The sequence below is a fragment of the Streptomyces uncialis genome (genome assembly GCF_036250755.1).
Lineage (GTDB): Bacteria > Actinomycetota > Actinomycetes > Streptomycetales > Streptomycetaceae > Streptomyces > Streptomyces uncialis.
In genome coordinates this window covers 4000739-4024112 of sequence record NZ_CP109583.1, presented here as the reverse complement: position 1 = coordinate 4024112, position 23374 = coordinate 4000739, and the positions used below count along the sequence as shown (strand labels likewise).

The window sequence follows — 23374 nt, the reverse complement described above, 5'->3', positions numbered from 1 at the left end:
CGCTGCGGGGTCAGGTGGTGGAGCGGCCGTCGGAGCCGCCCGTACCCCGCGCGGCCTCGTCGGCGGCGCCGCCCGCTCCGACCAGACCCCGTCCCACGGTGCCGAGCCGGGGTTCGACGCGCCGCATCTCGCGCTGTCCGACCGCGCCGATCAGTGTGGGCAGACAGCTCCGTACCGACTGCATACCGCGCAGCCACCACTGCGCGTAGACATGGCCGGAGCGGCGTTCGATGCCCGCGACGAGCCGGTCGACGGCGGGGCCCGGCGGGTTGGTGCGGTTCGACGGCCACGGCAGACGTTCCCGCAGCTCACGCATCACGTCGTCCTCGTCGGCGCCCCGGACCATGTCGGTGTCGGTCCACGACAGATAGCCGACCCCGACCCGTACGCCCTTGTGCCCGACCTCGGCGCGCAGGCTGTGCGCGAACGCCTCGACGCCCGACTTCGACGCGCAGTACGCGGTCATCATCGGCGCGGGGGCGATCGCCGCGAGCGAGGCGATCTGGAGGAGGTAGCCCCGTGTCGCGATCAGATGCGGCAGGAACGCGCGGGCCGTGACCGCCGAGCCGATGAGGTTCACCTCGACGACCCGTCGCCAGGCGTCCGGGTCCGAGTCCAGGAAGAGACCGCCGGAGGCCACACCCGCGTTGGCGACGACGATGTCGACCCGCCCGAAGCGGTCACGGACCTCCTGGGCCACGCGGGCCATGGCCGTGTGGTCGGTGACATCGGCGTACCAGTGGTCGCTGTCGGTGCGCAGCCGCCCGGCGACCTGTTCCAAGGCGTCCGGTTCCAGGCCCACCAATGCGATACGGGCACCGCGCGCGGACAGCTTGCGGGCGAGCAGTTCACCGATGCCGCGCGCGGCGCCCGTGACGACGGCGACCCTGCCTTCCAGAGGGGACGTACGGGGGCTGGTCATGTGCTGGACGCTCCGTTCGTGTCGCGGCCGTCGATGGGGTCGTGGGTGGCTTCGTCGGCGGGATCGTCCCCGTCGCCTGTCCTCTTGATGTCCGCTGACCTATTTGTGTCCGCTGACCTGTTGGTGTCCGCTTGAGGGGTGGTGGCCCCCTCGGGGGACGCGGGCTGTTCGGGGACCGGGTGGGTCGGCTGTGCCTGCTGGGTCGTCCGGGTCGGCTGGGTCGTGTGCACAGGGTGGGCCGTGGGGACCGTGGGAGCCGTGGGGACCGGGTCGTCGTCGGTGGGGCGGTGGTCCACGTACGCGGCCACCATGTCCCGGATCCGGTCGCTGACCGCTTCCGGTGCCTCGACGGGGGTCATATGGCCGACACCGGTCAGTTCGGCGAGGCCCACGCAGTGCGGGAGCGAGGTCACCAGGTCGTGGGCGTGCACCCTCGGGGTGAGCCGGTCGGCGGTGCCGACGACCACGGCGGTGGGCACGGTGAGCTTCCCTACCCCGGCGCCGAGCGCGAGCGAGTCGAGGACCTGTGACCAGCCGTGACGCACCGCGCGCGGGCAGGCGTGCACGATCCGGGCGCACACCTCGACCCGGTCCGGCGCGGTGCCGGGGCTCATCGTCCCGTAGCGCAGGAGCCGGGCGCCGAGGGGCGTGACCGGTCCCAGAGGGGCCTTCGAGCCGAGGACGGCCCGGGTGAGACGGGTGCGCAGCCGTCCCGCGCGCAGCGGCAGCACCCGCGCGCGGGCGGCGAGGTCACCGCTGCCGGTGCTGAGCAGCAGGGCGGCGGCGGTCCGGGCCCGGACCGCCGGGCGCCCGGCCGCCGCGATGATCGTCATGCCGCCCATCGAGTGGCCGACGAGGAGGGCCTGTTCGCCGGGGGCGAGGGCGGCCTCCAGGACGGCGGTGAGGTCGTCGGCGAGCGCGCGGGTGCTGTAGCCGTCGCCGGTCACGGGCGCGGGGCTGCGGCCATGGCCCCGCTGGTCGTAGACGACGACCCGGTGGTCCGCGCGGAGGTCGCGCACCTGGTGGGCCCAGAAGGCGGTGGAGCAGGTCCAGCCATGGGCGAGGACGACGGTGGGAGCGCCCTCGGGTCCATGGATCTCGACGTGCACATGGGCGCCGTCCGCCGAGACGGCGGTCAGCTCCCGCGCGGGCGTGGGCGGGGCGTACGGGCCCGAGGTGACGTGCGTCGGACGGCTCATGCCTCCACCTCCGTGCCGGCCGTGCCGGGCGCGGGCACCCCGGTGGCCGCGGTGGCCGCGGTGTCCGTGAGCGGGTGCGCGGTGGGCCGGGGCGCGCGCAGGACCTCGTACTCGCCGAGGTCCACGCGGCGGGTCGCGGCGCGGAACTCGGAGGTGGTGCCGGGCCAGACGGTCGTGTTGCGGCCGTTGGCGTCGAGGTACCAGCTGTCGCAGCCGCCGGTGTTCCACACGGTGCGCTTCATACGTTCCTGGACCTTGGTGTTCCAGGCGTCCACGGCGTCGGCGCGGGGGTCGAGCGCGACCCGGCCGCCGAGGGCGTCGAGCTTGCGGAGGTAGTCGGCGAGGTAGTTCAGCTGGGACTCGATCATGAGGATCATCGACGAGTTACCGAGGCCGGTATTAGGACCGATGATCGTCATCCAGTTGGGGAAGCCGCTGGCGGTCGCGCCGCGCAGTGACCGCATTCCGTCCTTCCAGCTCTCGGCGAGGGTGCGGCCGTCGGCGCCGACGACACGGTTCGCGATGGGCAGGTCGGTGACGTGGAAACCGGTGCCGAAGACGATCGCGTCGGCCTCGGCCGTGGTGCCGTCGGCGGCGACCAGGGTGGAGCCGCGTACTTCGCTGAGCCCGGAGGCGACGACCTCGACATTAGGACGCACGAGAGCCGGATAGTACGTATTGGACAGCAGGATGCGTTTGCAGCCGATGCGGTAGTCGGGGGTGAGCTTCGCGCGCAGCGCGGGGTCCTTCACCGACCTGGCCATGTTCCGCCGGGCGAACCGTTCGATCAGTCCTAGTTGCCCGGGGTGTTTGGTGAACGCCTGCACCTGGAGTTCGCGGATGCCCCACAAGGCGCCCCGGCGGAGCCGGGTGGTGAACGGCAACCGCCGGTGCAGCCGGCGTTCGGCGCCGCTGATCGTGCGGTCCGCGCGCGGCAGCACCCAGGGCGGGGTGCGCTGGAAGAGCGTCAGCCGCGCCACGTCCGGCTGGACGGCGGGGACGATCTGGATGGCCGAGGCGCCGGTGCCGACCACGGCGACGCGCTTGCCGCGCAGGTCGTAGTCGTGGTTCCAGCGCGCGGAATGGAAGATCTCCCCGGGGAAGTCCTTGATGCCGGGGACCGCCGGGATCTTCGGGTCCGAGAGCGGGCCGGTCGCGGACACGACGACATCGGCGGTGAGGGTGCCGCAGGACGTCTCCACCTCCCACCGCAGCCGCTCGCCGTCCCAGCGTGTCCGGTGGACCTCGGCGCCGAAACGGAGGTGCGGGCGCAGCCCGAACACATCCGTGACGTGTTCCAGATAGGCGCGGATGTGCTCCTGGCCGGAGAAGGCGCGCGGCCAGTCGGGGTTGGGGGCGAACGAGAACGAGTACAGGTGCGAGGGAACGTCGCAGGCGCAGCCCGGATAGCTGTTGTCCCGCCAGGTGCCGCCCACGGAGTCGGCGCGTTCCAGGACGACGAAGTCGGTGACGCCCTCCTTGCGCAGCCGGACGGCCGCGCCGAGCCCGCCGAAGCCGCTGCCGATCACGGCCACGCGGACGTGCTCGTGCGGTACGTGTTCCTGCTCGGTCATCGTGCTGCCTCCCTGAACCTGGTCCGCAACTGTGCCATCGTTCACTGGCGCGATGGGCATAGTGGAGCGTAGGGCAGCCGGGCTACCCGTGGGTAGGGGTCCGGCGACTAAAGTTACCGGCGGTACGACCTAGGGTGGCGAGCGTGGCGGAGCGAGGTGGCGGCGGGCGGATGCGAGCGGGCGCGGGCGTGCGCGAGAGCGCTCCCAGGCGTGCGTCCGACGCCGCGCGCGGCGCCGACGGCCCGCGGGAGTACCGGGTCGAGGAGCTGGCCGTCGAGGCCGGGATCACGGTGCGGACCCTGCGGTTCTACCGGGAACGCAAACTGCTCGCGCCGCCCCGGCGGGAGGGTCGCATCGCCTGGTACGACGACCGCCATCTTGCCCGGCTGCGGACCATCTCCGCGCTGCTGGAACGCGGACACACCCTCAACGGGATCGCCGAACTCGCCGAGGCCTTCGAGCAGGGGCGCGGGGTCGCCGACGTCCTGGGGGTGGGTGCGCCCACCGAGGAGGAGCCGGTACGGCTCACACCCGAGGAGCTCGCCGACCGCTTCGCCGGGCAGGTCACCCCTGAGAACCTCGCGGCGGCACTGGAACTGGGCTACCTCGGTACGGACGGCGACGAGATCGTCCATGTGAGCCGCAGGCTGCTGGACGTGTCCAGCGAACTGGTCGCGCGGGGCGTGCCGCTGGCCGCGGTGCTGGCCGCCGGACGTGAGGTCAGGGTCCACGCGGAGGCGCTGGCCGCGTTGTTCGAGGGGCTGGTGCGTGACCATGTGCCCGAGCGGGACGTCACCCGGCTGCGGCCCTTGGCGCGGAGCGCCGTCGAAGCGGAGGTCTCGCTGGCGCTCGACCGACGGTTGTCGTCCGGCGGAGACCGACGGGGCCCGCTTTAGGTCATACAGGCCGCGGGGCGATTAGGTCATGTAGGTCAACTAGGTCAGTTAGGCCAGCTGAGCTATGTAGGTCAACTAGGCCAACTAGGTCAATGGGGTCATGTAGGTCAACTGCTAGGTCAACTAGGTCACGTGATGCTGCGTGGCGGCGGAGTCGGGCCTGTTGCGGCCATCTCATCGCCGTCGCCATCGGCCCTCGGTCACTGGTCACTCGGGGCGTGGGGGGAGGGGCGGGCGGACGCGAAGGGGGACGGCCGAGTAGTCCGGCGGGGAGGCCGGGGGGCGCTCGGCCAGAAGGTTCAGGGCCACCGTCACCGCGTCGTCGAGCTGCGCGTAGCGGCCCTCGGCCCAGTCCAGCGGGGTGCGCAACGCGGACAGGTCCGGCTCCACCCCGTGGTTCTCGACGGACCAGCCGTACGCGTCGAACCACGCCGCGTTCATCGGCACCGTGATCACCGTTCCGTCCCCCAGTCGGTGACGGCCCGTCATGCCGACGACCCCGCCCCAGGTGCGCTGGCCGACCACGGGCCCCAGGCCGAGCAGCTTGAAGGCGGCCGTGATCATGTCGCCGTCCGACGACGTGGCCTCGTCCGCGAGGGCGACGACCGGGCCGCGTGGCGCGTTGGAGGCGTAGGACACGGGCTGGGCGTTGCGGGTGAGGTCCCAGCCGAGGATGGTGCGGGTCAGTTTCTCGACGACGAGTTCGCTGATGTGGCCGCCCGCGTTGCCGCGCACGTCCACGATGAGCGCCGGGCGGGACACCTCCATCCTCAGGTCACGGTTGAACTGCGCCCAGCCGGAGCCGCCGAGATCGGGGATGTGCAGATAGCCGCACTTGCCGCCGCTGAGCCGCCGCACCACCTCGCGGCGTTTCACGACCCAGTACTGATAGCGCAGCGGACGGTCGTCCACGAGGGGGATCACGGCGACCCGCCGCGCGGGCCCGGTGCCGCCCTCCGCCGGGCGGAACGTCAGCTCCACCGTCGTCCCGCCCGCCGCGCCGAGCAGTGGGAACGGCCCGCTGACCGGGTCCACCGGGCGTCCGTCCACATGCGTGAGGACGGCGCCCTCGCGGATGCCCGTACCGGCGAGCGGGGAGCGGGCCTTGGAGTCGGAGGAGTCGCCGGGCAGGATGCGTTCGACCAGCCAGCCCTCGTCCCTGGGCACCAGGTCCGCGCCGAGCAGACCTTGTGCGCGCTGGTAGTGCGGGGGGCCTTCGTTGCGCCGGGCGGGGGTGACGTACGCGTGGGAGGTGCCGAGCTCGCCGAGGACCTCGCGCAGCAGATCGGCGAAGTCGTCGGGGGAGGCGACCCGGTCGACCAGCGGACGGTACTGGTCGAGGATCGCCGGCCAGTCGATCCCGCACATGTCCGGCTCCCAGAAGTAGGCGCGGATGACGCGGCCGGCCTCTTCGTAGGCCTGGCGCCACTCGGCGGGCGGGTCGACGTCGTGCAGGATGCGGCGCAGGTCGATCCAGACCGTCGAGTCGCTGTCGCCGGGCTCGCCGGACGGGACCGCGCGCAGTTCGCCCTCGTCCATCACCACGAGCCGGGTGCCGTCGCCGCTGACGTCGAACCAGTCGAGGTCGGTGACGAGTTCGGTGCGTTTGCCGCGCGGGATGCCGAAGTGTTCGAGGGTCGGGCGGCCCGAGGTGTCCGACGGGTTGGCGAACGTCTCCCCGAGCGCGCCGGAAATAGGCCACCGCAGCCACACCAGGCCGCCCCCGGCGACCGGACACAGCGCCGAGTACTTCGACGCTGCCACCGGAAACGGGGTGACCCGGCTCTCCAGGCCCTCTACCTCGACGGTGACCGTTCCCGTGCCGTCCGCCTCGTCGTCGTCCATCGGGTCCATGCCGCCCGCCGCCGGACGGCCGTCCGGCAGCAGGGCGAACGGGGACGGGGTCGCGGACGACAGCGGCACCAGGTACGGGCGGCAGCCCAGGGGGAACGAGAGATCGCCGGTGTGGACGTCGTACACGGGGTCGAAGCCGCGCCAGGACAGGAACGCGAGGTAGCGGCCGTCGCTGGTGAAGACCGGGTTCTCGTCCTCGAACCGGCCGCTCGTCACATCGATGACGGTCCGCGCGCCGGGTCCCTCGATCCGCGCCATCTTGATGGAACGCAGCGAACGGCCGATCCCCGGATGGGACCAGGTCAGCCAGGCCCCGTCCGGGGAGAACGCGAGGTCGGCGACCGGGCCGTTCAACGACCGGATCAGCTCCGTCACGCCTGTCGTCGCCCCGGCCGCTGATTTGTCCGTCGCGCCCCGGTTCCTGTCCGCATCCGGGTCTGCATCCGGGTCCGCGACGGTGTCCGCATTGCTGTCCGCATCCGGGTCCGCGACGGTGTCCGCATTGCTGTCCGCGTTCGTGACCGCGTTCATGTCCTCGTTCATGTCCGCATGGGTGGCCGTGGTGGCCTGCTCATCGGTGGCCGTTTCGGTGACCGGGGTGTCCGCTGCGGCTGTGGTGTCCGCAGGGTCCGTGGTGTTCTCGGCGGTGTCCAGCAGCAGGAGCCGTCCGTCGTTCGACGCGATGGCGAGCCGTTCGCCGTCCGGGTCGGAGACGAGCTCCTGGACGTGACCGAGCACGCCGGACGCCAGCCGTCTCGGCGCCCGGTCACCGGAGGCCCGGGGCAGATACGCGATCTCGACGGCGTCGGCGCCACCCGCGTCGGTCACGTACGCGACCGCCCCGCCGCCCGAACCGAGCATCACCGGGAGCCGCACCCGCACCCCAGGGGTGTCCGCGATCGTCCGCGCGGGACCGTCACGATGGGTCAGCCAGTACAGGCTGCCCCGGACCACCACCGCGCTCGCCCGGCCCGTCTCGTCCACGGACAGCCCGTCCACATGCTGCGCGGCCGGTACCTGATAGGCCCGCCGTCCGGCCCGTGGCCCGCCCAGCCGTACGTCGAGCCTGCGCGGTAGGGAGCGCGCCGACAGCCCTTCCAGCAGCCACAGTTCGCCCGCGCACTGGTACACGACCCGGTGGCCGTCGGTCGACGCGCAGCGGGCGTAGAACTCGGCGTGGTCGGTGTGACGCCGCAGATCCGTGCCGTCGGGGAGACACGAGTACAGGTTCCCGACGCCCTCGTGGTCGGACAGGAACGCCACCCGGCCGCCGACGATCATCGGTGACTCCAGATGTCCGCCGAGCCCTTCGAGCAGGCGCTCGCCGTGCAGCCACAGCCGTCCCATGGCCCCGCCCCGGTACCGCTTCCAGGAGGCGGGTTCATGCGGGGGCTTGCCGGTGAGCAGCAGCGTCCTGGGCTCACCGCCGAGATCCGCGACGGCGATGTCGCTGACCGGCCCCCAGGGCAGCCGCCCGCCGGGGGAGCCGTCCGTGGGCACCCGGTAGGCCCATCCGAAGTACGAGAACGGCTGTTCGTGCGAGGCCACCGCCAGGATGTCGCACCGCCCGTCCTGATCGGGCGGCGCCCATCCGCACACCCGGGTGTCCGGGGCGCCCCAATAGGTCAGCCGCCGGGCGGTCCCGCCCTCCACGGGTACGAGATGGATCTCCGGGTCCAGACTCCGCCAGGTCGTGTACGCGAGGTGCCCGCCGTCCGGTGAGAAGCGGGGGTGGCTGATGCGTGTCCGGTCGACGGTCAGCCGCCAGGCACGGGCCGCCCGGCCGCCCTCCTCGGGCAGCGGCGCCACCCATAGATCGTCCTCGGCGACGAAACAGAGCAGGTCACCGTGGAGGTGGGGGTACCGGAGGTAGGCCCCGTCCCCGTCGGCAGGGGTGCGCGCGGCGGTGCCGGAGTCGACGGCGGTGTCGTGGGGCCTCGGCGGCCGGGCGGGGTCGGTCACATGTCCATGCTTTTCCCGGGGCGGGGCGTCGGCAACTCGGTGGTGCGGTGACGCGGCGCGGCGCTGGGGTGCTGGGGCACGGTGTTGTTGGCGCGCTCCTGTGGTGCTGTGCGGTCGTGCGGAGGCCCGGCGGGCGGTGCCGGTGGCCGGTATGACCTTCCGGTGACCTCTATGACCTCTATGACCTCTATGACCTCGATGGCCGCTGGGTGGCCGACCTGTGTCCGCTGCGTGGCCTCTATGGCCCCTCTGTCCTCCATGGCCTCTGTGTGGCCGCTACTCCTGAGGTGCTGCGGGTCGCCACATGGCCGTCGTCGTGATCGGGCCGATGCGCAGCCGCGCGTGGGTGGTGAACCCGAGGCGTTCGTAGATCGTCACGTTGTCCGGGTCGGCGGTCGTGAGGTGGACGCCGCCCGGTGCCGGTGCCGGTGCCGTGGCCAGCAGCTGGTCGAGGAGACGGCGGCCCGCGCCTCGTCCGGTGTGGTGCGGCAGGACGCCGATGAACTCCAGGTTCCACGCCCCGTCCGGTGCGGCGGGCGCGGTCCCGCCCAGGTATCGCAGAGTCCTGATCAGAGGTCCGGGACCGCAGCGCAGCAGGGTGCGCACCGTCCACGCGGCCTTGGCCCCGGCACCTGGTCCCGCGCCGGGTGGGGTGAGCACCGCCGCGGCGACCGGTTGGCCCGTACCGTCGGTCAGGAGATGGCGCCGGGCGCCGGGCACGGTGGCGTGCGTGGCGAGTGTCGCGGCGAACCAGTGCCGCCGTGCCCGTTCGGAGTCACCGCAGATCCATCCGCTGACCGGTTCCGTGGCGAAAGCGGCGGCGAGGACGGCCGCGCAAAGGCCCGGCGCGGGGGCTTCGTCCACCCGCCACTGACCCTTCGCGGCGTCCGCACCCGCACCCCTGCCCTCACCCCCGCCCGCTCCGGCACCCGCACCCGCGCCGACGCCCACAACGTCACCCGTACCCGTACCCGTACCCGTCCCGGCACCCGTGCCCGTGCTTTCGTCACGCATCGTGGCTCCGCTTCAGTGGTGCTTCCGGTACGAGATGGCACACCAGCAGCTTCAGGAAGAAGAGGGGGGCGAACCAGAGGAGGGCGGCGGGTACGTCCAGCCAGAAGAGGTTCGTCAGGACCGCCGCGGTCCAGGAGGCCATGGACACCGGACGTTTGACGGGCAGCGGGGCGAACTCCACCGCGGCCGTTCCGGCCAGGAGCAGCGCGCCGTTGGCCAGGGCCCACGTCCAGTCGCCCTCCAGCATCACCAGCCCCATCACACCGAGGTGCAGCAGATGCGCGCCGACGAACGTCAGCCGGGCGCGCCGGGTGCCCGGCGCCTGTCGGTGGTACCAGCGCTTCGCGGCGTTGGTGGCGTTGGTGAGGACGCCCCCGATGAGGTCGAGGCCGATCAGCGCCACCACGACGAGCTGGGTGGTGGACCAGTCGGGCCGCAGGTCCGTCGACCAGAGTCCGGCGGCCAGCAGCGCGGCGCAGACCGTGCCGCCCCCCAGCTCGACCGCCGACTCGGCACGGGACTTGCCCGGACCCATGAAGCGTTCGAGACCGCCCGTGAACCCGCCGGGGGTGGCGGGTATCTCCCAGTCGGTCGTCAGATCAGTGCGCATCGGCGGACCTCCCCTCCGTGGTGTCCGTCGGGTCGCCGCCGCCCCGAGCGCCGGCCGCATCGATGCCCGCACCTGCCCCGGCCACATCGATGCCCGCACCTGCCCCCGTACCGGCCACATCGATGTCCGCACCGCCCCCGGCACCCGCGCCCGCAACGGTCCCCCCAACCGCACCCGCCCCCGGAGCCCCCGTACCCGTACCCGTGCCCCACAGGCCGCGCAGCAGTTCCCACACCTGGTCCCGGGCGGGGTCGCGGCCGTCGGCGAGCGAGGTCAGGGCCCACTCGTCGGCCGCGCCCAGGACGGCAGTGGTGGCCGAGACGAGCAGGCCGCGGTCCACATCCGTACGGATCACCCCGATCCGCTGCCCGTCCTCGACCAGTGCCTCGAACCAGTCGAGCCACGGGGCGCCCTGGCCCCGGGAGACGGCCGGTCCGGCCAGGGCCAGATCGTCCGGATGGGTCCGCAGATGGCCGAGCAGTGCCTCCGTACCGGATTCCAGGCGCGCCCAGAACCCGGCGGCGTCCTGTGCGGGTGTCCAGGGGCCGAGTGCGCCGAGCAGCCGGGCGAGGACATCGTCCAGGACCGCCGCCAGCAGATCCTCGCGTCCGTCGAAGTAGTGGTACGCGGCGGTCTTGGAGATGCCGGTGGCCTCGATGATCTTGTTGTACGAGGCGGTTCCGGGCCCTTGCTCGGCGAAGTGCCGACGGGCCACGGCGAGGATGGCGGCCTGCCGTTCGGCGGGCTGACGGTGGAAGCGGGGGAGGGGCGGAGTCATGGGGCGACGGTACAGACCGCCGGGGTGCATCGCTAGGGTGTACAGATAAAGCGCACCGGTAGGGTGCACCAGTAGTACACCCCGATGGGACGGGTGGGTGGTCCGGCTCGCACCGCGCATCCGGCGGGCCGGGTGCCCGGTGTGGTCCAGGACACGTACGAAACCGTTTCGTTTCGCTAGCGGGCTCGGGTACTGTCAGACGCGTACGAAACGGTTTCGTACCGATCAGGAGACCGCTGTTCGTGGTGCCCGCGGAAACGGGTACCGGACGGGCAGCAGTCGCTAGACTGCCGCGCGACCGGGAGGGGATGAGCACATATGGCCGAGGTGACGATGACGCGCCGCAGCCGGATCACCCCCGAGCGCGAGGCTGAGCTGTACGACGCCGTACTCGACCTCCTGCGCGAGGTCGGCTACGACGGGCTGACCATGGACGCCGTCGCGGCGCGCACCCGGTCCAGCAAGGCCACGCTCTACCGTCAGTGGGGGAGCAAACCGCGCTTGGTCGTCGAGGCGTTGCGGATCCAGAAGAGCGAGGGATTCGATGTCATCGACACCGGCACCCTCCGTGGTGACTTCCACGCCATGATCGACCGCGGCGACGACTGCCAGATGGAACAGGACTCCGCGCTGATCCGGGGCATGGCCACGGCGGTCCACGCGGACCCCGACCTGCTGCGGGTCTTCCGGGAACGGATCATCGAACCGGAACTGGCCGAGCTGGACATGGTGGTGCAGCGGGCGGTCGCCCGTGGCGAGGTCCGCGCGGACAACCCCGCGGTGGACTACGTCCTGCACATGATGCTGGGCGCGTTCGTCGCCCGGACCCTGATCGACGACCGGCCTCCCAACCAGGCCTATCTGCGTGACTACATCGACGCCGTGATCCTCCCCGCTCTCGACGTCTGACCGTCCGGACCGGCCACCGGCCCGTCCCCCGGCGGTTTCCTGCCCCACCCCTGCCCCACCCCTGCCTCACCCCTGCCCGACCTCTGCTCCACTCCCCAGTTCCACCCTGCTCCACCTGACGCGACCGCTCACGTCGTCGGGCTGGTGACTCCTGCCCTGTAAGCAAACGACCTGACCGGGAGTACCTCTCCGTGGCCACGTTCCTGTACAAAGTCGGCCGGCTGGCCTTCCGCCGCCGCCACTTCGTCGCCCTGATATGGGTGGCGCTCCTGACCCTCGCCGGAGTCGGTGCCGCCACCGCGCCCGCACCCGGCGCCGGATCGTTCTCCATACCCGGGACGGAGGCGCAGCGCGCCTTCGACCTGCTCGAAGAGCGGTTCCCCGGTTCCGCCGCCGACGGCGCGACCGCGCGGGTCGTCTTCAAGGCCCCCGAGGGCGAGAGGATGACCGACGGCGAGCACAAGTCGGCCGTCCAGACCGCCGTCAAGGACCTCACCGCGGACAAGCAGGTGGCCAGCGCCACCGACCCGTTCCAGACGAAGTCGCTGAACGAGGGCGAGACGATCGCGTACGCCCAGGTGACCTACAAGGTCAACGGCATGGAGCTGGAGGACAGCTCCCGCGACGCGCTGGAGAACGCCGCCAAGGACGCGCGGGGTTCCGGGATGACCGTCGAGGTCGGCGGTGACGCCCTCCAGGCCATGCCGCACACCGGTACCGCCGAGATCATCGGCATCGGCCTCGCGGCCGTGGTCCTCGTGATCACCCTCGGCTCCCTCGTCGCCGCCGGACTGCCGCTGCTGACCGCCCTCATCGGCGTAGGGATCGGCGTCTCCTCCATCACCGCCCTCGCGAAGGTCCTCGACCTGGGGACGACCACCTCCACCCTCGCGATGATGATCGGCCTCGCGGTCGGTATCGACTACGCGCTGTTCATCGTCTCCCGCTACCGCGCGGAACTGGACGAGGGCCGTGAGCGGGAGGACGCCGCCGGACGCGCGGTCGGGACCGCCGGTTCCGCCGTCGTCTTCGCGGGACTCACCGTCGTCATCGCGCTCGTCGGACTCGCCGTCGTCAACATCCCGATGCTCACCAAGATGGGTGTCGCCGCCGCCGGTACCGTCGCCATCGCGGTGCTCATCGCCCTCACCATGATCCCCGCGCTGCTCGGCTACGCCGGCCGCAAGATCCGTCCCACCAGCGCCAAGGGACGGCTGCGCGGCGCACACAAGGACAAGGCGGCGGCCACCGCCGCCCCGGTCGCCGCGACCGGTGCCGAGGAGGAGAAGTCCAACCTCGGTACACGCTGGGCCCGCTTCGTCATCCGCCGTCCGATCGCCGTGCTGCTGATCGGTGTCGTCGGACTCGGCGCCGCCGCGATCCCCGCCGGATCGCTCGCGCTCGGTCTGCCCGACGACGGTGTGCAGCCGACGGACACCACCCAGCGCAAGGCGTACGACCTGCTGTCCGACGGATTCGGGCCGGGCTTCAACGGTCCGCTGATGATCGTCACGGACGTCCAGGACGCCGAGGACCCGAAGGGCGCGGTCGCCGAGGTCGGCAAGACCATCGAAGGCATCGACGGGGTCGTCTCCGTCGCCCCGGCCACGTTCAACAAGACCGGTGACACGGCGATCATCAGTGTCATCCCGAACTTCAAGCCGAGCAGCACGGAGACCGAGGACCTGGTCCACGCCATCCGTGACGCGGGTGCGGGGCTGAAGTCCGACCATGGCGCGGAGGTCACCGTCACCGGTGCGACGGCCATGAACATCGACGTCTCCGAGAAGCTGAACGACGCGCTGCTGCCCTATCTGGCGCTGGTCGTGGGCCTCGCGTTCCTGCTGCTGATCATCGTGTTCCGGTCGGTGCTGGTGCCGCTGAAGGCGGCCCTCGGGTTCCTGCTGTCGGTGCTCGCCGCGCTGGGCGCCGTCGTCGCGGTCTTCCAGTGGGGCTGGCTCGCCGGGCTCTTCGGGGTCGCGGAGACCGGGCCCGTCATGTCGATGATGCCGATCTTCATGGTGGGTGTGGTGTTCGGTCTCGCGATGGACTACGAGGTGTTCCTCGTGACCCGGATGCGGGAGGCGTACGTCCACGGGGAGCGGCCCGGCCAGGCGATCGTGACCGGGTTCCGGCACGGGGCGCGGGTGGTGTCGGCCGCGGCCGTCATCATGATCGCCGTCTTCGCCGGGTTCATCGGGGCCAGCGACCAGATGATCAAGATGATCGGTTTCGGTCTCGCCATCGCCGTGTTCTTCGACGCGTTCGTGGTGCGGATGGCCATCGTGCCGGCCGTCCTGGCGCTGCTCGGGGCGAAGGCGTGGTGGCTGCCCAAGTGGCTGGACCGGGCGCTGCCCAATGTGGACGTCGAGGGTGAGGGGCTGCGTGAGCTCGACTCGACGGGCTCCGAAAGCGGCCGGGGCGGTCAGGGGGACGAGGACCGGGAGCTGGTCCGCGTCTGATCCCTGGCCCCTGACCTGGGCTCCGGGTTCCTGACCTCGGGTCCCTGACCTGGGCTCCTTGACCTGGAGTCCCTGACCTGGGCTCCGGGTCCCTGACCTCGGGTCCCCGTACCTCTCCTGCATCTCCTGCGAAGGGCGTTCCCACCGGTTTCGGCCGGTGGGGGCGCCCTTCGCCTTCGCGGGTCGCCTTCGCTTGGGCTTCCTAGGTCTGTCCGGCTGGGCGTACTTCGTTCTTGTGCCGTCGTTCGTGGGGTGCGCAGTTCCCCGCAGGTCGCCTTCGCTTGCGCCTCTGGGTTTCCTGTGCTGGGCGTACTTCGTTGCTGTGCCGTCGTTCGTGGGTGCGCAGTTCCCCGCGCCCCTGGATGCTGCCCCCTTGCGGTCGCTTCTCGGGTGCGGGCCGTCCTCGTCTTTGCGCAGTTCCCCGCGCCCCTTTGGGGGCACTCCCGGGCGGGACCTTGGGACTAGTGCTTTGGGTGGAGCGGGAGTGGTTCGGGGGGCGGTGGGAACGGGCGGGGTGGGGGATTAGCGTGGGGGGTGGTCGTCCGTTCCCTGGTCGGTGCCCGCCTACGGGGGACGGGCGGCCGTGTGTCCGTGCCGTCATGCCCATGGGGACGGACGACTGTGTTGTCCGTGCCGTCACGACCGGGAGAGCCATGAACTTCGCCGAGCCGATCTCCGCGCTGTTCCCGGGCGCGTCCGGGCGGATCGTGACCGCGCTCGTCCGGCATCAGCGGGCGGGCGGGGAGCGGCTGACCCTCGCGGAGCTGAGCGCGGCCTCGTCGGTCGTCGTCTCGCAGCTGGAGACCGTGCTGTTCCGGCTGGGGCTGCTGGGTGTGTTGGCGCCCCGGGCGCGCGGCGAGGACGTCCGGCTGGTGACCGGTCACCTCGTGTGGCGGTCCCTGGAACCGCTCCTCGACCCGCGCCCGGCACTCCTCGCCGACCTGCGGGAACGCGCGCTGCGGGAGCTCGACCCGCCGCCCCCGGGTCTCACGGCCGGTGGGGCGGTGGCCGACGGGACGGCGACGGGTCCGTCGGGCACCCTGCATCTGTCGGTGGTGGCGCCCGGTGACGCGCCCGCCGCCTGGGTGGCCGCGCTGGAGAGGCTGGTCGCGCGGCTCTCGACCGACCTCGGCAACATCGTCACGTACTCGCTGCACACCGAGGTGGACGAAGGGCCGGGTCGGGTGACCGTCCTGCCGTAGGGAGGGGTCGTCCGTGACGGGCGGTCGGCCTCATGGTTCAGCGCAGCCGGTTGACCCGGACCGTCGCCACCGCCTCGTAGGTGCGGCCGAGGAAACGGGTCAGGGCGCGGGAGTCGAACTGGACCAGGGACACCCCGCCGGGCGAGTGCAGCTCCACGATCGCCTGCGCGCGTCCGCACGGCCAGATGCTGACGGGACCGTTGGCGACGGGGCCCCTGAGCCCGCGTTCCAGCAGCTCCCGGGTGAAGACCCAGTCGTCGGGGGTGGCGCCCAGGCCGGGGGGAAGGGTCATATGGACGGCGCCCGGGTCGCTCTCGGGGTCGTAGGACAGGGCGACGGGGACCGCTGAGCGCTCCCCGGCGAAGTCCGTGACGACGCGGGCTCGTGCGCGCTGCTCGACGGCGGTCATCAGCGGGCTCCTCACGCTCATTCGCTGCTCGTCATCCAATGTCCCATATTTCCGTGATTTACGATTTGCGTTTTCCGGAATCCCGCGACCGCCGGGGCCCGCGCACTCTTGCGAGGGCTTCGCAAGAGGGGCAATCATCGAACGGTTCGACCGGCGGCCTCCCCCGCACGGTGGGCGGCCCCGACGCGCCCCCGCGGCCACCACATGCTCCTGCCCGCACGTGACGAAGCGAGGCCGCCCATGCATGTGCCCGACGGATTCATCGACATCCCCGTCTCCCTCGCCGCCGGAGCCGTCGCGGCGGGTGCCGTCGCCGTCGCCCTCCGGGGCGCCCGCGAGGAACTGGCCGGGCCGCCCGGCAGCGGGACCTCCGGCGAACGGCTCGCGCCGCTCGCCGGACTCGTCGCCGCGTTCGTCTTCGCCGCGCAGATGCTGAACTTCCCCGTCGGCGCCGGGACCAGCGGCCATCTGATGGGCGGGGCGCTCGCCGCGATCCTCGTCGGCCCCTGGACCGGGATCCTGTGCCTGTCCGTGGTCCTCCTGCTGCAAGGCGTCCTCTTCGCCGACGGCGGGCTCACCGCGCTCGGCGTCAACATCACCGTCATGGGCGTGGTCACCGCGCTGAGCGGCTACGCGGTGTTCCGGGTCCTGGTGAAGATCCTGCCCCGGGGCCGCCGGGCGGTCACCGGTTCCGCGTTCGCCGCGGCCCTCGTCTCCGTACCGCTCGCGGCGCTCGCCTTCACCCTCGTGTACGCGGTCGGCGGCACCACCGACGTACCGCTGGGGAAGGTCGCCACCGCGATGGTCGGCGTCCATGTCCTCATCGGGATGGGGGAAGCGGTGATCACCGCGCTGACCGTCGGCGCGGTCCTCGCCGTGCGCCCCGACCTCGTGTACGGGGCCCGGGACCTGGCCCGGCCGCTGAAGCTGCGGGTCGGCGGCGAACCGGTCGAGGCCCCGCAGCCGCGGACGGCTCCCCGGACCTCGCACCGGAAGGTCTGGCTCGGCGGACTCGCCGCGTCGCTCGTACTGGCCGGGTTCGTCAGCTTCTACGCCTCCGCCGAACCCGACGGACTGGAGAAGGTCGCCGCCGACCGGGGCATCGACGCGAAGGCCCGCGAACACGACACGGCCGGCTGGCCGCTCGCCGACTACGGCGTCGGGGACCTCACCGACGCCCGGATCTCCGGCGGACTCGCCGGGATCATCGGGGTGGGCGTCACGGTCGCCGCCGGTACCGGGGTCTTCCTGGCGGTGCGCCGCCGCCGGGGCCCCGACGCACCGCGAGACCAGGGGAAGGCCGGCTGACGGCATGGGCGCGGGCCACGCCCACCAGCTGTACGTCCCCGGCCGGACCCCGGTGCACCGGCTGCCGCCGCACACCAAACTGACGGCCGTCCTGTGCTTCGTCCTGGTCGTCGTGTCGACACCGCGCACCGCCGTTTGGGCCTTCGCCGGATACGCCGTGCTCCTCGGCGCCGTCACCTGCGCGGCCCGGCTCCCGGCCGGACTGGTGGGCCGGAGGCTGCTGATCGAGGTGCCGTTCGTCGTGTTCGCGGTGGCGCTGCCGTTCGTCGCCGAAGGGGAACGCACCGACGTCCTCGGAGCGTCCCTGAGCGTCGACGGACTCTGGGGCGCGTGGAACGTCCTGGCCAAGGGCACCCTGGGGGTGGCCGCGTCGGTACTGCTCGCCGCCACCACCGAACTGCGCGGACTGCTCCTCGGACTGGAGCGGCTGCGGCTGCCGCAGCCGCTGGTCCAGATCGCGATGTTCATGATCCGCTACGGGGACGTGGTCACCGACGAGGCCCGGCGGATGCGGATCGCCCGGGAGTCCCGGGGGTACACGGCCAGGGGGATACGGCAGTGGGGTGTCCTGGCGCGGACCGCCGCCACGCTGTTCATCCGCTCCTACGAACGGGGCGAGCGGGTGTACCTGGCGATGCTCAGCCGCGGCTACACCGGAACCCTCCGGGTCACCGAACCGGTGCCCACGGGCCGCACCGAGTGGGTACGCGCCCTGGCCCTCCCGGCCTCGGCGCTGCCCTTGTGCGTCCTGGCCTGGACCCGGTGAGGAACACGACGGCAGGCCCGTCACCGGCACAGCGGGAACTCACGGAAGAGGTGGCGGACGGGTGGACACGGGCGCGCTCCCGCACGGCGGGGAACGAACGGCACGGGAACCGGACTCGCTGGTGGTGGCGGGCCTCGCCTTCGCCTACCCGGACGGCCACCAGGCCCTGTACGGGGTGGACCTGCGGATCGGCCGGGGCGAACGCGTCGCCCTCCTCGGCCCCAACGGCGCCGGGAAGACCACCCTCGTCCTCCATCTCAACGGCATCCTCACCCCCGGCGCGGGCAGCGTGACCGTCGCCGGACTGCCGGTGGGCCCGGGCACCATGCCGGAGATCCGCCGCCGGGTCGGCCTCGTCTTCCAGGACCCCGACGACCAGCTGTTCATGCCGACCGTCCGCGAGGACGTGGCCTTCGGCCCGGCCACCGCCGGACTGCGCGGCACCCGGCTGTCGGAACGGGTCGACGAAGCCCTCGGCCTCGTCGGGATGAGCGCGTACGCCGACCGCCCCCCGCACCACCTCTCCTACGGCCAGCGCCGCCGGGTCGCCGTCGCCACGGTCCTCGCGATGCGCCCCGAGATCCTGGTCCTCGACGAGCCCTCGTCCAACCTCGACCCCGCCGCGCGCCGCGAACTCGCCGACATCCTGCGCGCGCTGGACGTCACCGTCCTGATGGTCACCCACGACCTCCCGTACGCCGCGGAACTCTGCCCCCGCTCGCTGGTCCTGAGCGAGGGCGTGATCGCCGCCGACGGACCGACGGGCACCCTGCTCCGCGACCCGGAACTGATGCGGCGCCACCGCCTGGAACTGCCGTTCGGCTTCGACCCCCGGGCCGTCCCGGGCGGCTGACGGGCCCGCCGGGAATCCCGGTGACCCGGTGGCGGTTACACGGGACGCCACCACCGCGACACGGGGGACGAGGACATGAGCGCGACGACGGACACGGGTACGGCCACGGGTACGGCCACGACGGCGGACACCGGTACGCCGCCGGTCGTGCACGGGACGGTCGCCGAAGGGTTCGAGGGCGTCCGGGACGCGTTCGCCCGCAACTTCACCGAACGCGGTGAGCGCGGCGCCGCGCTCACCGTCCACCGCGACGGACGGCCCGTGGCCGATCTGTGGGCCGGTACCCGGGACGTGGACGCGGCACCCGGCGGCGAGCCCTGGCGGCAGGACACCGCGCAGATCGTCCGCTCCGCGACGAAGGGCGTGGCCGCCGCCGCGCTGCTCCTGCTGCACCAGCGCGGGCAACTCGACCTCGACGCCCCCGTCGCCGCCTACTGGCCCGAGTACAAGGCCGAGGGCAAGGAACGCACCCTGGTCCGGCATGTGCTCGCCCACCGCGCCGGGATACCCGCCCTGGACCGGCCGCTCACCCCCGCCGAGGCCGCCGATCCGGAGCGCACCGCCGCCGCGGTCGCCGCGCAGCGGCCGTTCTGGGAGCCCGGCACCGACCACGGCTACCACGCCCACACCTACGGCTGGCTGACCGCCGAACTCGTCCGCCGGGTCACCGGTGTCCCCTTCGGGACCTGGGTCGACCAGGAGATCGCCCGGCCCCTCGGCCTCGACCTGTGGGTCGGACTGCCGCCGGAGCGGGCGCGGCGGGTGGGCCGCATCGGTTCCACCGAGGCACCCGTCAGCGCGTCCGACGGTCCCCGGCTGCGGCCCCGGCGCGGGGTGTCCGAGGCGTACGCCGACCCCGGCTCCCTCACCCGGCGGGCGTTCGCCGCGATCAGCCCCGTGCCCGACGAGAACGACCCCGCGTACCGGGCGGCCGTGCTGCCCGCGTCGAACGGGATCATGACGGCCCGCGCGCTGTCCCGCTTCCACGCCGCGCTGATCGGTCCGGTGGACGGCGCCCCGCCGCTGTTCGACCCGGCGACCCTGGACCTCGCGCGGGCCGAGGCGTCCGCCGGGCCCGACCGGGTCCTCGTCATCACCACCCGCTTCGGTGCCGGGTTCATGCTGCACGGCTCGGCGTCACCGCTGCTGGGCCCCGGCTCGTTCGGCCACCCCGGCCGCGGCGGCCCGCTCGGCTTCGCCGACCCGCAGAGCGGCACCGCCTTCGGCTACGTCACCAACGGGCTGCGCAAGTCGGTGACGTCCGACGCCCGCGCCCAGGCACTGGTCCGCGCGGTACGGAGCGCGCTCGCCGGCTGAACCGGGGGCCGCCCGGGGCTCGTCGGGACACGATCATGGCGGGTACGTTCCGGTCATGACTCGTACAGCGCGGTTCGAAGGACACGGAGTGATGATCACCGGCGCGGGCCGGGGGATCGGGGCGGCCACGGCCCGCCGGTTCGCGGCGGAGGGCGCGGGGGTCCTCGTCACGGACATCGACATGGACAACGCGGCGCGGGTCGTCGCGGAGATCCGGGACGCGGGCGGCACGGCGGAGGCGTTCGGCTGCGATGTGACCGACCGGGGGCAGGTCGACGCGGCGGTCACCCGCGCGGTCGAGGCGTTCGGATCGCTGGACGTGCTGGTCAACAACGCGTACGCCTGCCATCCCGACACCCCGCTGTTCGAGGACGGGTCCGACGAGGTGTGGAACACCGATCTGGAGGTGACCCTCACCGGCGCGTACCGCTGTGCGCGGGCCGCGCTGCCCGCCCTCGTGTCGTCCGGGCGGGGCGCGATCGTCAACGTCGGCTCCGTCAACGGCATCCAGGACTTCGGCTGTCACGCCTACAGCGCGGCGAAGGCCGGACTGATGTCGCTGACCCGGACCCTCGCGGGGCATGCCGCCGGGCGGGGGGTACGGGTCAACCTCGTCGCGCCGGGGACGGTGCGGACGCCCGCGTGGTCCGAACAGGGCAACGACGTCGACCGCGTCGGGGGGCTCTACCCGCTGGGGCGGGTCGGGGAGCCGGAGGACATCGCGGCGGCCGTCGCGTTCCTGGCGTCCTCCGACGCGGCGTGGATCACGGGGGTGTCGCTTCCCGTGGACGGCGGGCTGCTGGCCGTCAACACGGCGTTCAGGGCGGTGTCGTTCGACGAGGCGTAGAGCCCCGGGGCCCGCCGAGTACCGAGGTCCGTCCGGCTGGGCGTACTTCGTTCCTGTGCCGTCGCTCGGTGGGTGCGCAGTTCCTCGCGCCCCTGGATGCTGCTCCGTTGCGGTCGCTTCTTGGGGTGCGGGTCGCTCTCGCGCAGTTCCCCGCGCCCCTGGGTTTCCTGTGCTGGGCGTACTTCGTTCCTGTGCCGTCGTTCGTGGGGTGCGCAGTTCCTCGCGCCCCTGGGGTTCCCCACCTGGGCGTACTTGTTCCTGTTCGGGTACTCCGGGGGTGCGCAGTTCCCCGCGCCCCTGAAGGGGCGCCCCAACTGGGGGCTGCCGTCCGTCTGCGGGCGAGCAGCAACCGGGGTCGGGTTTCAAACCCCCTCCTCGCGGAGTCGCGCTGCTGCGGGAGGGGGTGGGCGGGAATCTCTGCCCGCAGACTCCGATGCTCTTCAGTAGATCCGCTGGACGTCGTACCGAGCGTGTCGGATCGAGGACGGAGAATCCCGACCGGCACCGACCCGAAGAACCCACAGGACGCGCCCCAAAGGGGCGCGGGGAACTGCGCGAAGACGAGGGCAGACCCGCACCCGACGAACAATCCCGAAGGGGCAGCATCCAGGGGCGCGGGGAACTGCGCGAAACCACCGAGCGACGGCACAGGAAACAAGTTCGTCCAGCCGGACGGACCTCGGAGGCGCAAGCGAAGGCGACCCGCTCAAGAAGACTTCAGCAGCTTCGCGACCAGCGGCCCCGCGGACTTCCCGCCCCGGCCGCCCTCCTGGACGACGGCCGCCGCGGCCACGTCACCGCGCCAGGCGGTGAACCAGCCGTTCGGCTTCTTCTGGCCGTCGACCTCGGCGGACCCGGTCTTCGCCCCGATGTCCGCGCCGAGCCCGGCCATCGCCTCCGCGGCGGAACCGGACGTCGCCGTGTACTGGAGCAGGTCCCGCAGCTGGCGCTGCGCGTCGCCGTCCATCGCACGCGGTGTGCGCGCCAGGGTCCGGTCGTCCACGTCGGGGGCGACGAGGTACGGCTGCTTGAAGGTGCCCGTCTTCGCGGTCGCCGCGACGCTCGCCATGTTCAGCGGGTTGGCCCGGACCCCGCCCTGCCCGATCAGCGACGCCGCCTTCGACGCGTCCTGCTGCACGGGCACCGAACCGTCGAACGACGGCACCCCTATCGACCAGTTGTCGCGGCCGAGCCCGAAGACGTCCTGGGCCAGCTTGGTCAGGTCGTCGTCCTTCAGCTTCTTGGACTGCGTGATGAAGGCCGTGTTGCACGACGACGCGAAACTCGCGCGGAACGTCCCGTTCTTGATCTGGAACTTCTCCAGGTTCTGGAACTTCCAGCCCCCGTAAGACGAGTACTTGGGACACGGGTGCTTCTTGTCCGACTTCGCGAGATCCTTCTCCAGCAGCAGCGCCGCCGAGACGATCTTCATGGTGGAGCCGGGGGCGAGGGACCCCTGGAACGCGGTGTTGAAGCCCTCCGGACGGGAGTTGGCGACCGCGAGTATCTCCCCGCTGCTCGGCTTGAGGAGCACCACCGAGGCCTGCTTGCGCTTGGCGGTCTCCTTCTCGGCGGCGCTCTGCGCACCGGCGTCGATCGTGGTCCGTACGGTGCCGGGGGTGCCCTCGGCGAGGGTGAGGAGGGTCTTGTCCGGGACCTTCTCCGCCTTGCTCCCCGCCGTGCCCGTGGCGTCCGCCGCGTCCTTCGGGCCCTTCGCGTCCTTGTCCGGCGCGGCCCGCACGATCCGCAGCTCGACACCGGGCTTCCCGCCCGCCTTGTCCCCGTACCGCTCGCGCAGCGCGTCCAGGACACCCACCAGCGACGGGTACTTCTTCGCGGTCAGCTCACCGCCCGACCGGTCCAGCGCCTTGATCGGCGGGGTGCCCGCGTCGCCGGTCACCAGCCGGTCACCGGCCTTCAGCTCCGGGTGGACGACGGACGGCTTCCAGCCGACGAGGACCTTGCCGTCCGACGCGCGGCGGACCACGGTCAGTTCGGAACCGTACGACAGCGGCTCGCTGTTCCCGCCGCCGGTGACCGTCGTCCTGACGGTGAACGGCAGGGTGGCGCCCGCCTTGGTGCCCGGGGTGAGCACCGGCGCACCGGCCTTCGCGTCCTTGCGGAAACCCGTCAGGGCGGCGCGGGCCGCCGAGGCGTCGTCGGTGAGGGCGGCGGCGGCTTCCACATCGCCGCCCCGCCACGCGGTGAGGAAGCCCTCGGCCGTCCTCGACACCTCCACCGCGGACGGCGGCCCCTTCGGGATCTCGGGCTTGCCGCCCCCGGCCGCACCGCCCGGACCGCCGTCCCCGGACAGCGCCCAGGCGGTCAGTCCCGCCCCGGCGACGACCACCGCGATCGTCCCGCCCAGCAGTACCGGTCGCGCACTCGGACGCTCGCCGCGCCTTCTCTTGCCCACACATCCTCCGTTGTTCCCACGGGACCCGACGGCCGTTCCCGGTGCCGTGACCCGTGCCCACCCTAGAACGCGAGGG

General features: G+C 72.3%; 18 protein-coding genes and 1 pseudogene. 9 read left to right on the top strand and 10 right to left on the bottom strand.

Annotated features, from left to right (window positions below):
- Positions 1-10: 10 nt before the first annotated feature.
- The 3 genes and pseudogenes from OG711_RS16520 to OG711_RS16510 all read right to left on the bottom strand — a co-directional run bounded on the left by OG711_RS16520 (position 11) and on the right by OG711_RS16510 (position 3695).
- On the bottom strand, positions 11-922 hold the full coding sequence (locus OG711_RS16520; protein WP_329559599.1) for an SDR family oxidoreductase: 912 nt from the start codon (positions 920-922) through the stop codon (positions 11-13).
- A gap of 293 nt (positions 923-1215) precedes the next feature.
- A pseudogene (locus OG711_RS16515) lies at positions 1216-2121 on the bottom strand (alpha/beta fold hydrolase); the annotation flags it as partial.
- Entirely contained in the window at positions 2118-3695 is a 1578-nt protein-coding gene (locus tag OG711_RS16510; protein WP_329559598.1) for a flavin-containing monooxygenase, read from the bottom strand. The pseudogene OG711_RS16515 and the gene OG711_RS16510, both read right to left, overlap by 4 nt.
- Before the next feature lie 143 nt (positions 3696-3838).
- On the opposite strand from OG711_RS16510, the gene OG711_RS16505 reads away from it, so the two are divergent.
- A complete protein-coding gene (locus OG711_RS16505; protein WP_245876605.1) occupies positions 3839-4591 on the top strand; it encodes a MerR family transcriptional regulator in 753 nt (250 codons plus the stop codon).
- A 207-nt stretch (positions 4592-4798) separates the two neighbouring features.
- On the opposite strand, the gene OG711_RS16500 is transcribed toward OG711_RS16505, so the two are convergent.
- The 5 genes from OG711_RS16500 to OG711_RS16480 form a co-directional block, all read right to left on the bottom strand.
- The gene (locus OG711_RS16500) at positions 4799-8287 is read right to left on the bottom strand and encodes a S41 family peptidase (RefSeq protein ID WP_329563845.1); all 3489 of its coding nucleotides are present in this window, start codon (positions 8285-8287) and stop codon (positions 4799-4801) included.
- A 116-nt stretch (positions 8288-8403) separates the two neighbouring features.
- Positions 8404-8667: a hypothetical protein gene (locus OG711_RS16495; RefSeq protein ID WP_329559597.1), complete on the bottom strand. Its 264-nt coding sequence runs from the start codon at positions 8665-8667 to the stop codon at positions 8404-8406.
- A 16-nt stretch (positions 8668-8683) separates the two neighbouring features.
- Positions 8684-9421 (bottom strand): GNAT family N-acetyltransferase, encoded by a 738-nt coding sequence (locus OG711_RS16490; protein ID WP_329559596.1) that lies wholly within the window; start codon positions 9419-9421, stop codon positions 8684-8686.
- A complete protein-coding gene (locus tag OG711_RS16485; RefSeq protein WP_329559595.1) occupies positions 9414-10031 on the bottom strand; it encodes a hypothetical protein in 618 nt (205 codons plus the stop codon). The genes OG711_RS16490 and OG711_RS16485 overlap by 8 nt, the downstream gene beginning before the upstream one ends.
- The gene (locus tag OG711_RS16480) at positions 10021-10809 is read right to left on the bottom strand and encodes a TetR/AcrR family transcriptional regulator (RefSeq protein WP_329559594.1); all 789 of its coding nucleotides are present in this window, start codon (positions 10807-10809) and stop codon (positions 10021-10023) included. Before OG711_RS16480 ends, OG711_RS16485 begins: the two co-directional genes overlap by 11 nt.
- A 318-nt stretch (positions 10810-11127) precedes the next feature.
- Here OG711_RS16480 and OG711_RS16475 point away from each other — a divergent pair, with 318 nt between their 5' ends.
- The 3 genes from OG711_RS16475 to OG711_RS16465 all read left to right on the top strand — a co-directional run bounded on the left by OG711_RS16475 (position 11128) and on the right by OG711_RS16465 (position 15382).
- Positions 11128-11718, top strand: coding sequence for a TetR/AcrR family transcriptional regulator (locus OG711_RS16475; protein WP_073783738.1), 591 nt, complete (start codon positions 11128-11130; stop codon positions 11716-11718).
- Between the two features lie 191 nt (positions 11719-11909).
- On the top strand, positions 11910-14180 hold the full coding sequence (locus tag OG711_RS16470; RefSeq protein WP_329559593.1) for an MMPL family transporter: 2271 nt from the start codon (positions 11910-11912) through the stop codon (positions 14178-14180).
- Positions 14181-14833: 653 nt separating this feature from the next.
- A complete protein-coding gene (locus OG711_RS16465; RefSeq protein WP_329559592.1) occupies positions 14834-15382 on the top strand; it encodes a hypothetical protein in 549 nt (182 codons plus the stop codon).
- Positions 15383-15419: 37 nt separating this feature from the next.
- Here the strand turns inward: OG711_RS16465 and OG711_RS16460 are convergent, their stop codons facing one another.
- Positions 15420-15791: an SsgA family sporulation/cell division regulator gene (locus OG711_RS16460; protein ID WP_329559591.1), complete on the bottom strand. Its 372-nt coding sequence runs from the start codon at positions 15789-15791 to the stop codon at positions 15420-15422.
- A 240-nt stretch (positions 15792-16031) separates the two neighbouring features.
- Between OG711_RS16460 and OG711_RS16455 the strand changes: the two genes are divergently transcribed.
- The 5 genes from OG711_RS16455 (at position 16032) to OG711_RS16435 (ending at position 20882) form a co-directional block, all read left to right on the top strand.
- Positions 16032-17099, top strand: coding sequence for an energy-coupling factor ABC transporter permease (locus OG711_RS16455; RefSeq protein WP_329559590.1), 1068 nt, complete (start codon positions 16032-16034; stop codon positions 17097-17099).
- Between the two features lie 4 nt (positions 17100-17103).
- Positions 17104-17865 carry a cobalt ECF transporter T component CbiQ gene (gene cbiQ, locus OG711_RS16450; protein ID WP_329559589.1) on the top strand — a complete coding sequence of 254 codons (762 nt, stop codon included), beginning with the start codon at positions 17104-17106 and terminating at the stop codon, positions 17863-17865.
- 61 nt (positions 17866-17926) lie between these two features.
- On the top strand, positions 17927-18718 hold the full coding sequence (locus OG711_RS16445; protein WP_266508883.1) for an energy-coupling factor ABC transporter ATP-binding protein: 792 nt from the start codon (positions 17927-17929) through the stop codon (positions 18716-18718).
- A 75-nt stretch (positions 18719-18793) separates the two neighbouring features.
- Positions 18794-20035 (top strand): serine hydrolase domain-containing protein, encoded by a 1242-nt coding sequence (locus OG711_RS16440; protein WP_329559588.1) that lies wholly within the window; start codon positions 18794-18796, stop codon positions 20033-20035.
- Between the two features lie 55 nt (positions 20036-20090).
- Positions 20091-20882, top strand: a complete 792-nt coding sequence (locus tag OG711_RS16435; RefSeq protein ID WP_073783752.1) for an SDR family NAD(P)-dependent oxidoreductase — start codon at positions 20091-20093, stop codon at positions 20880-20882.
- A gap of 706 nt (positions 20883-21588) precedes the next feature.
- On the opposite strand, the gene OG711_RS16430 is transcribed toward OG711_RS16435, so the two are convergent.
- Entirely contained in the window at positions 21589-23298 is a 1710-nt protein-coding gene (locus OG711_RS16430; RefSeq protein WP_329559587.1) for a penicillin-binding transpeptidase domain-containing protein, read from the bottom strand.
- Positions 23299-23374: the final 76 nt, after the last annotated feature.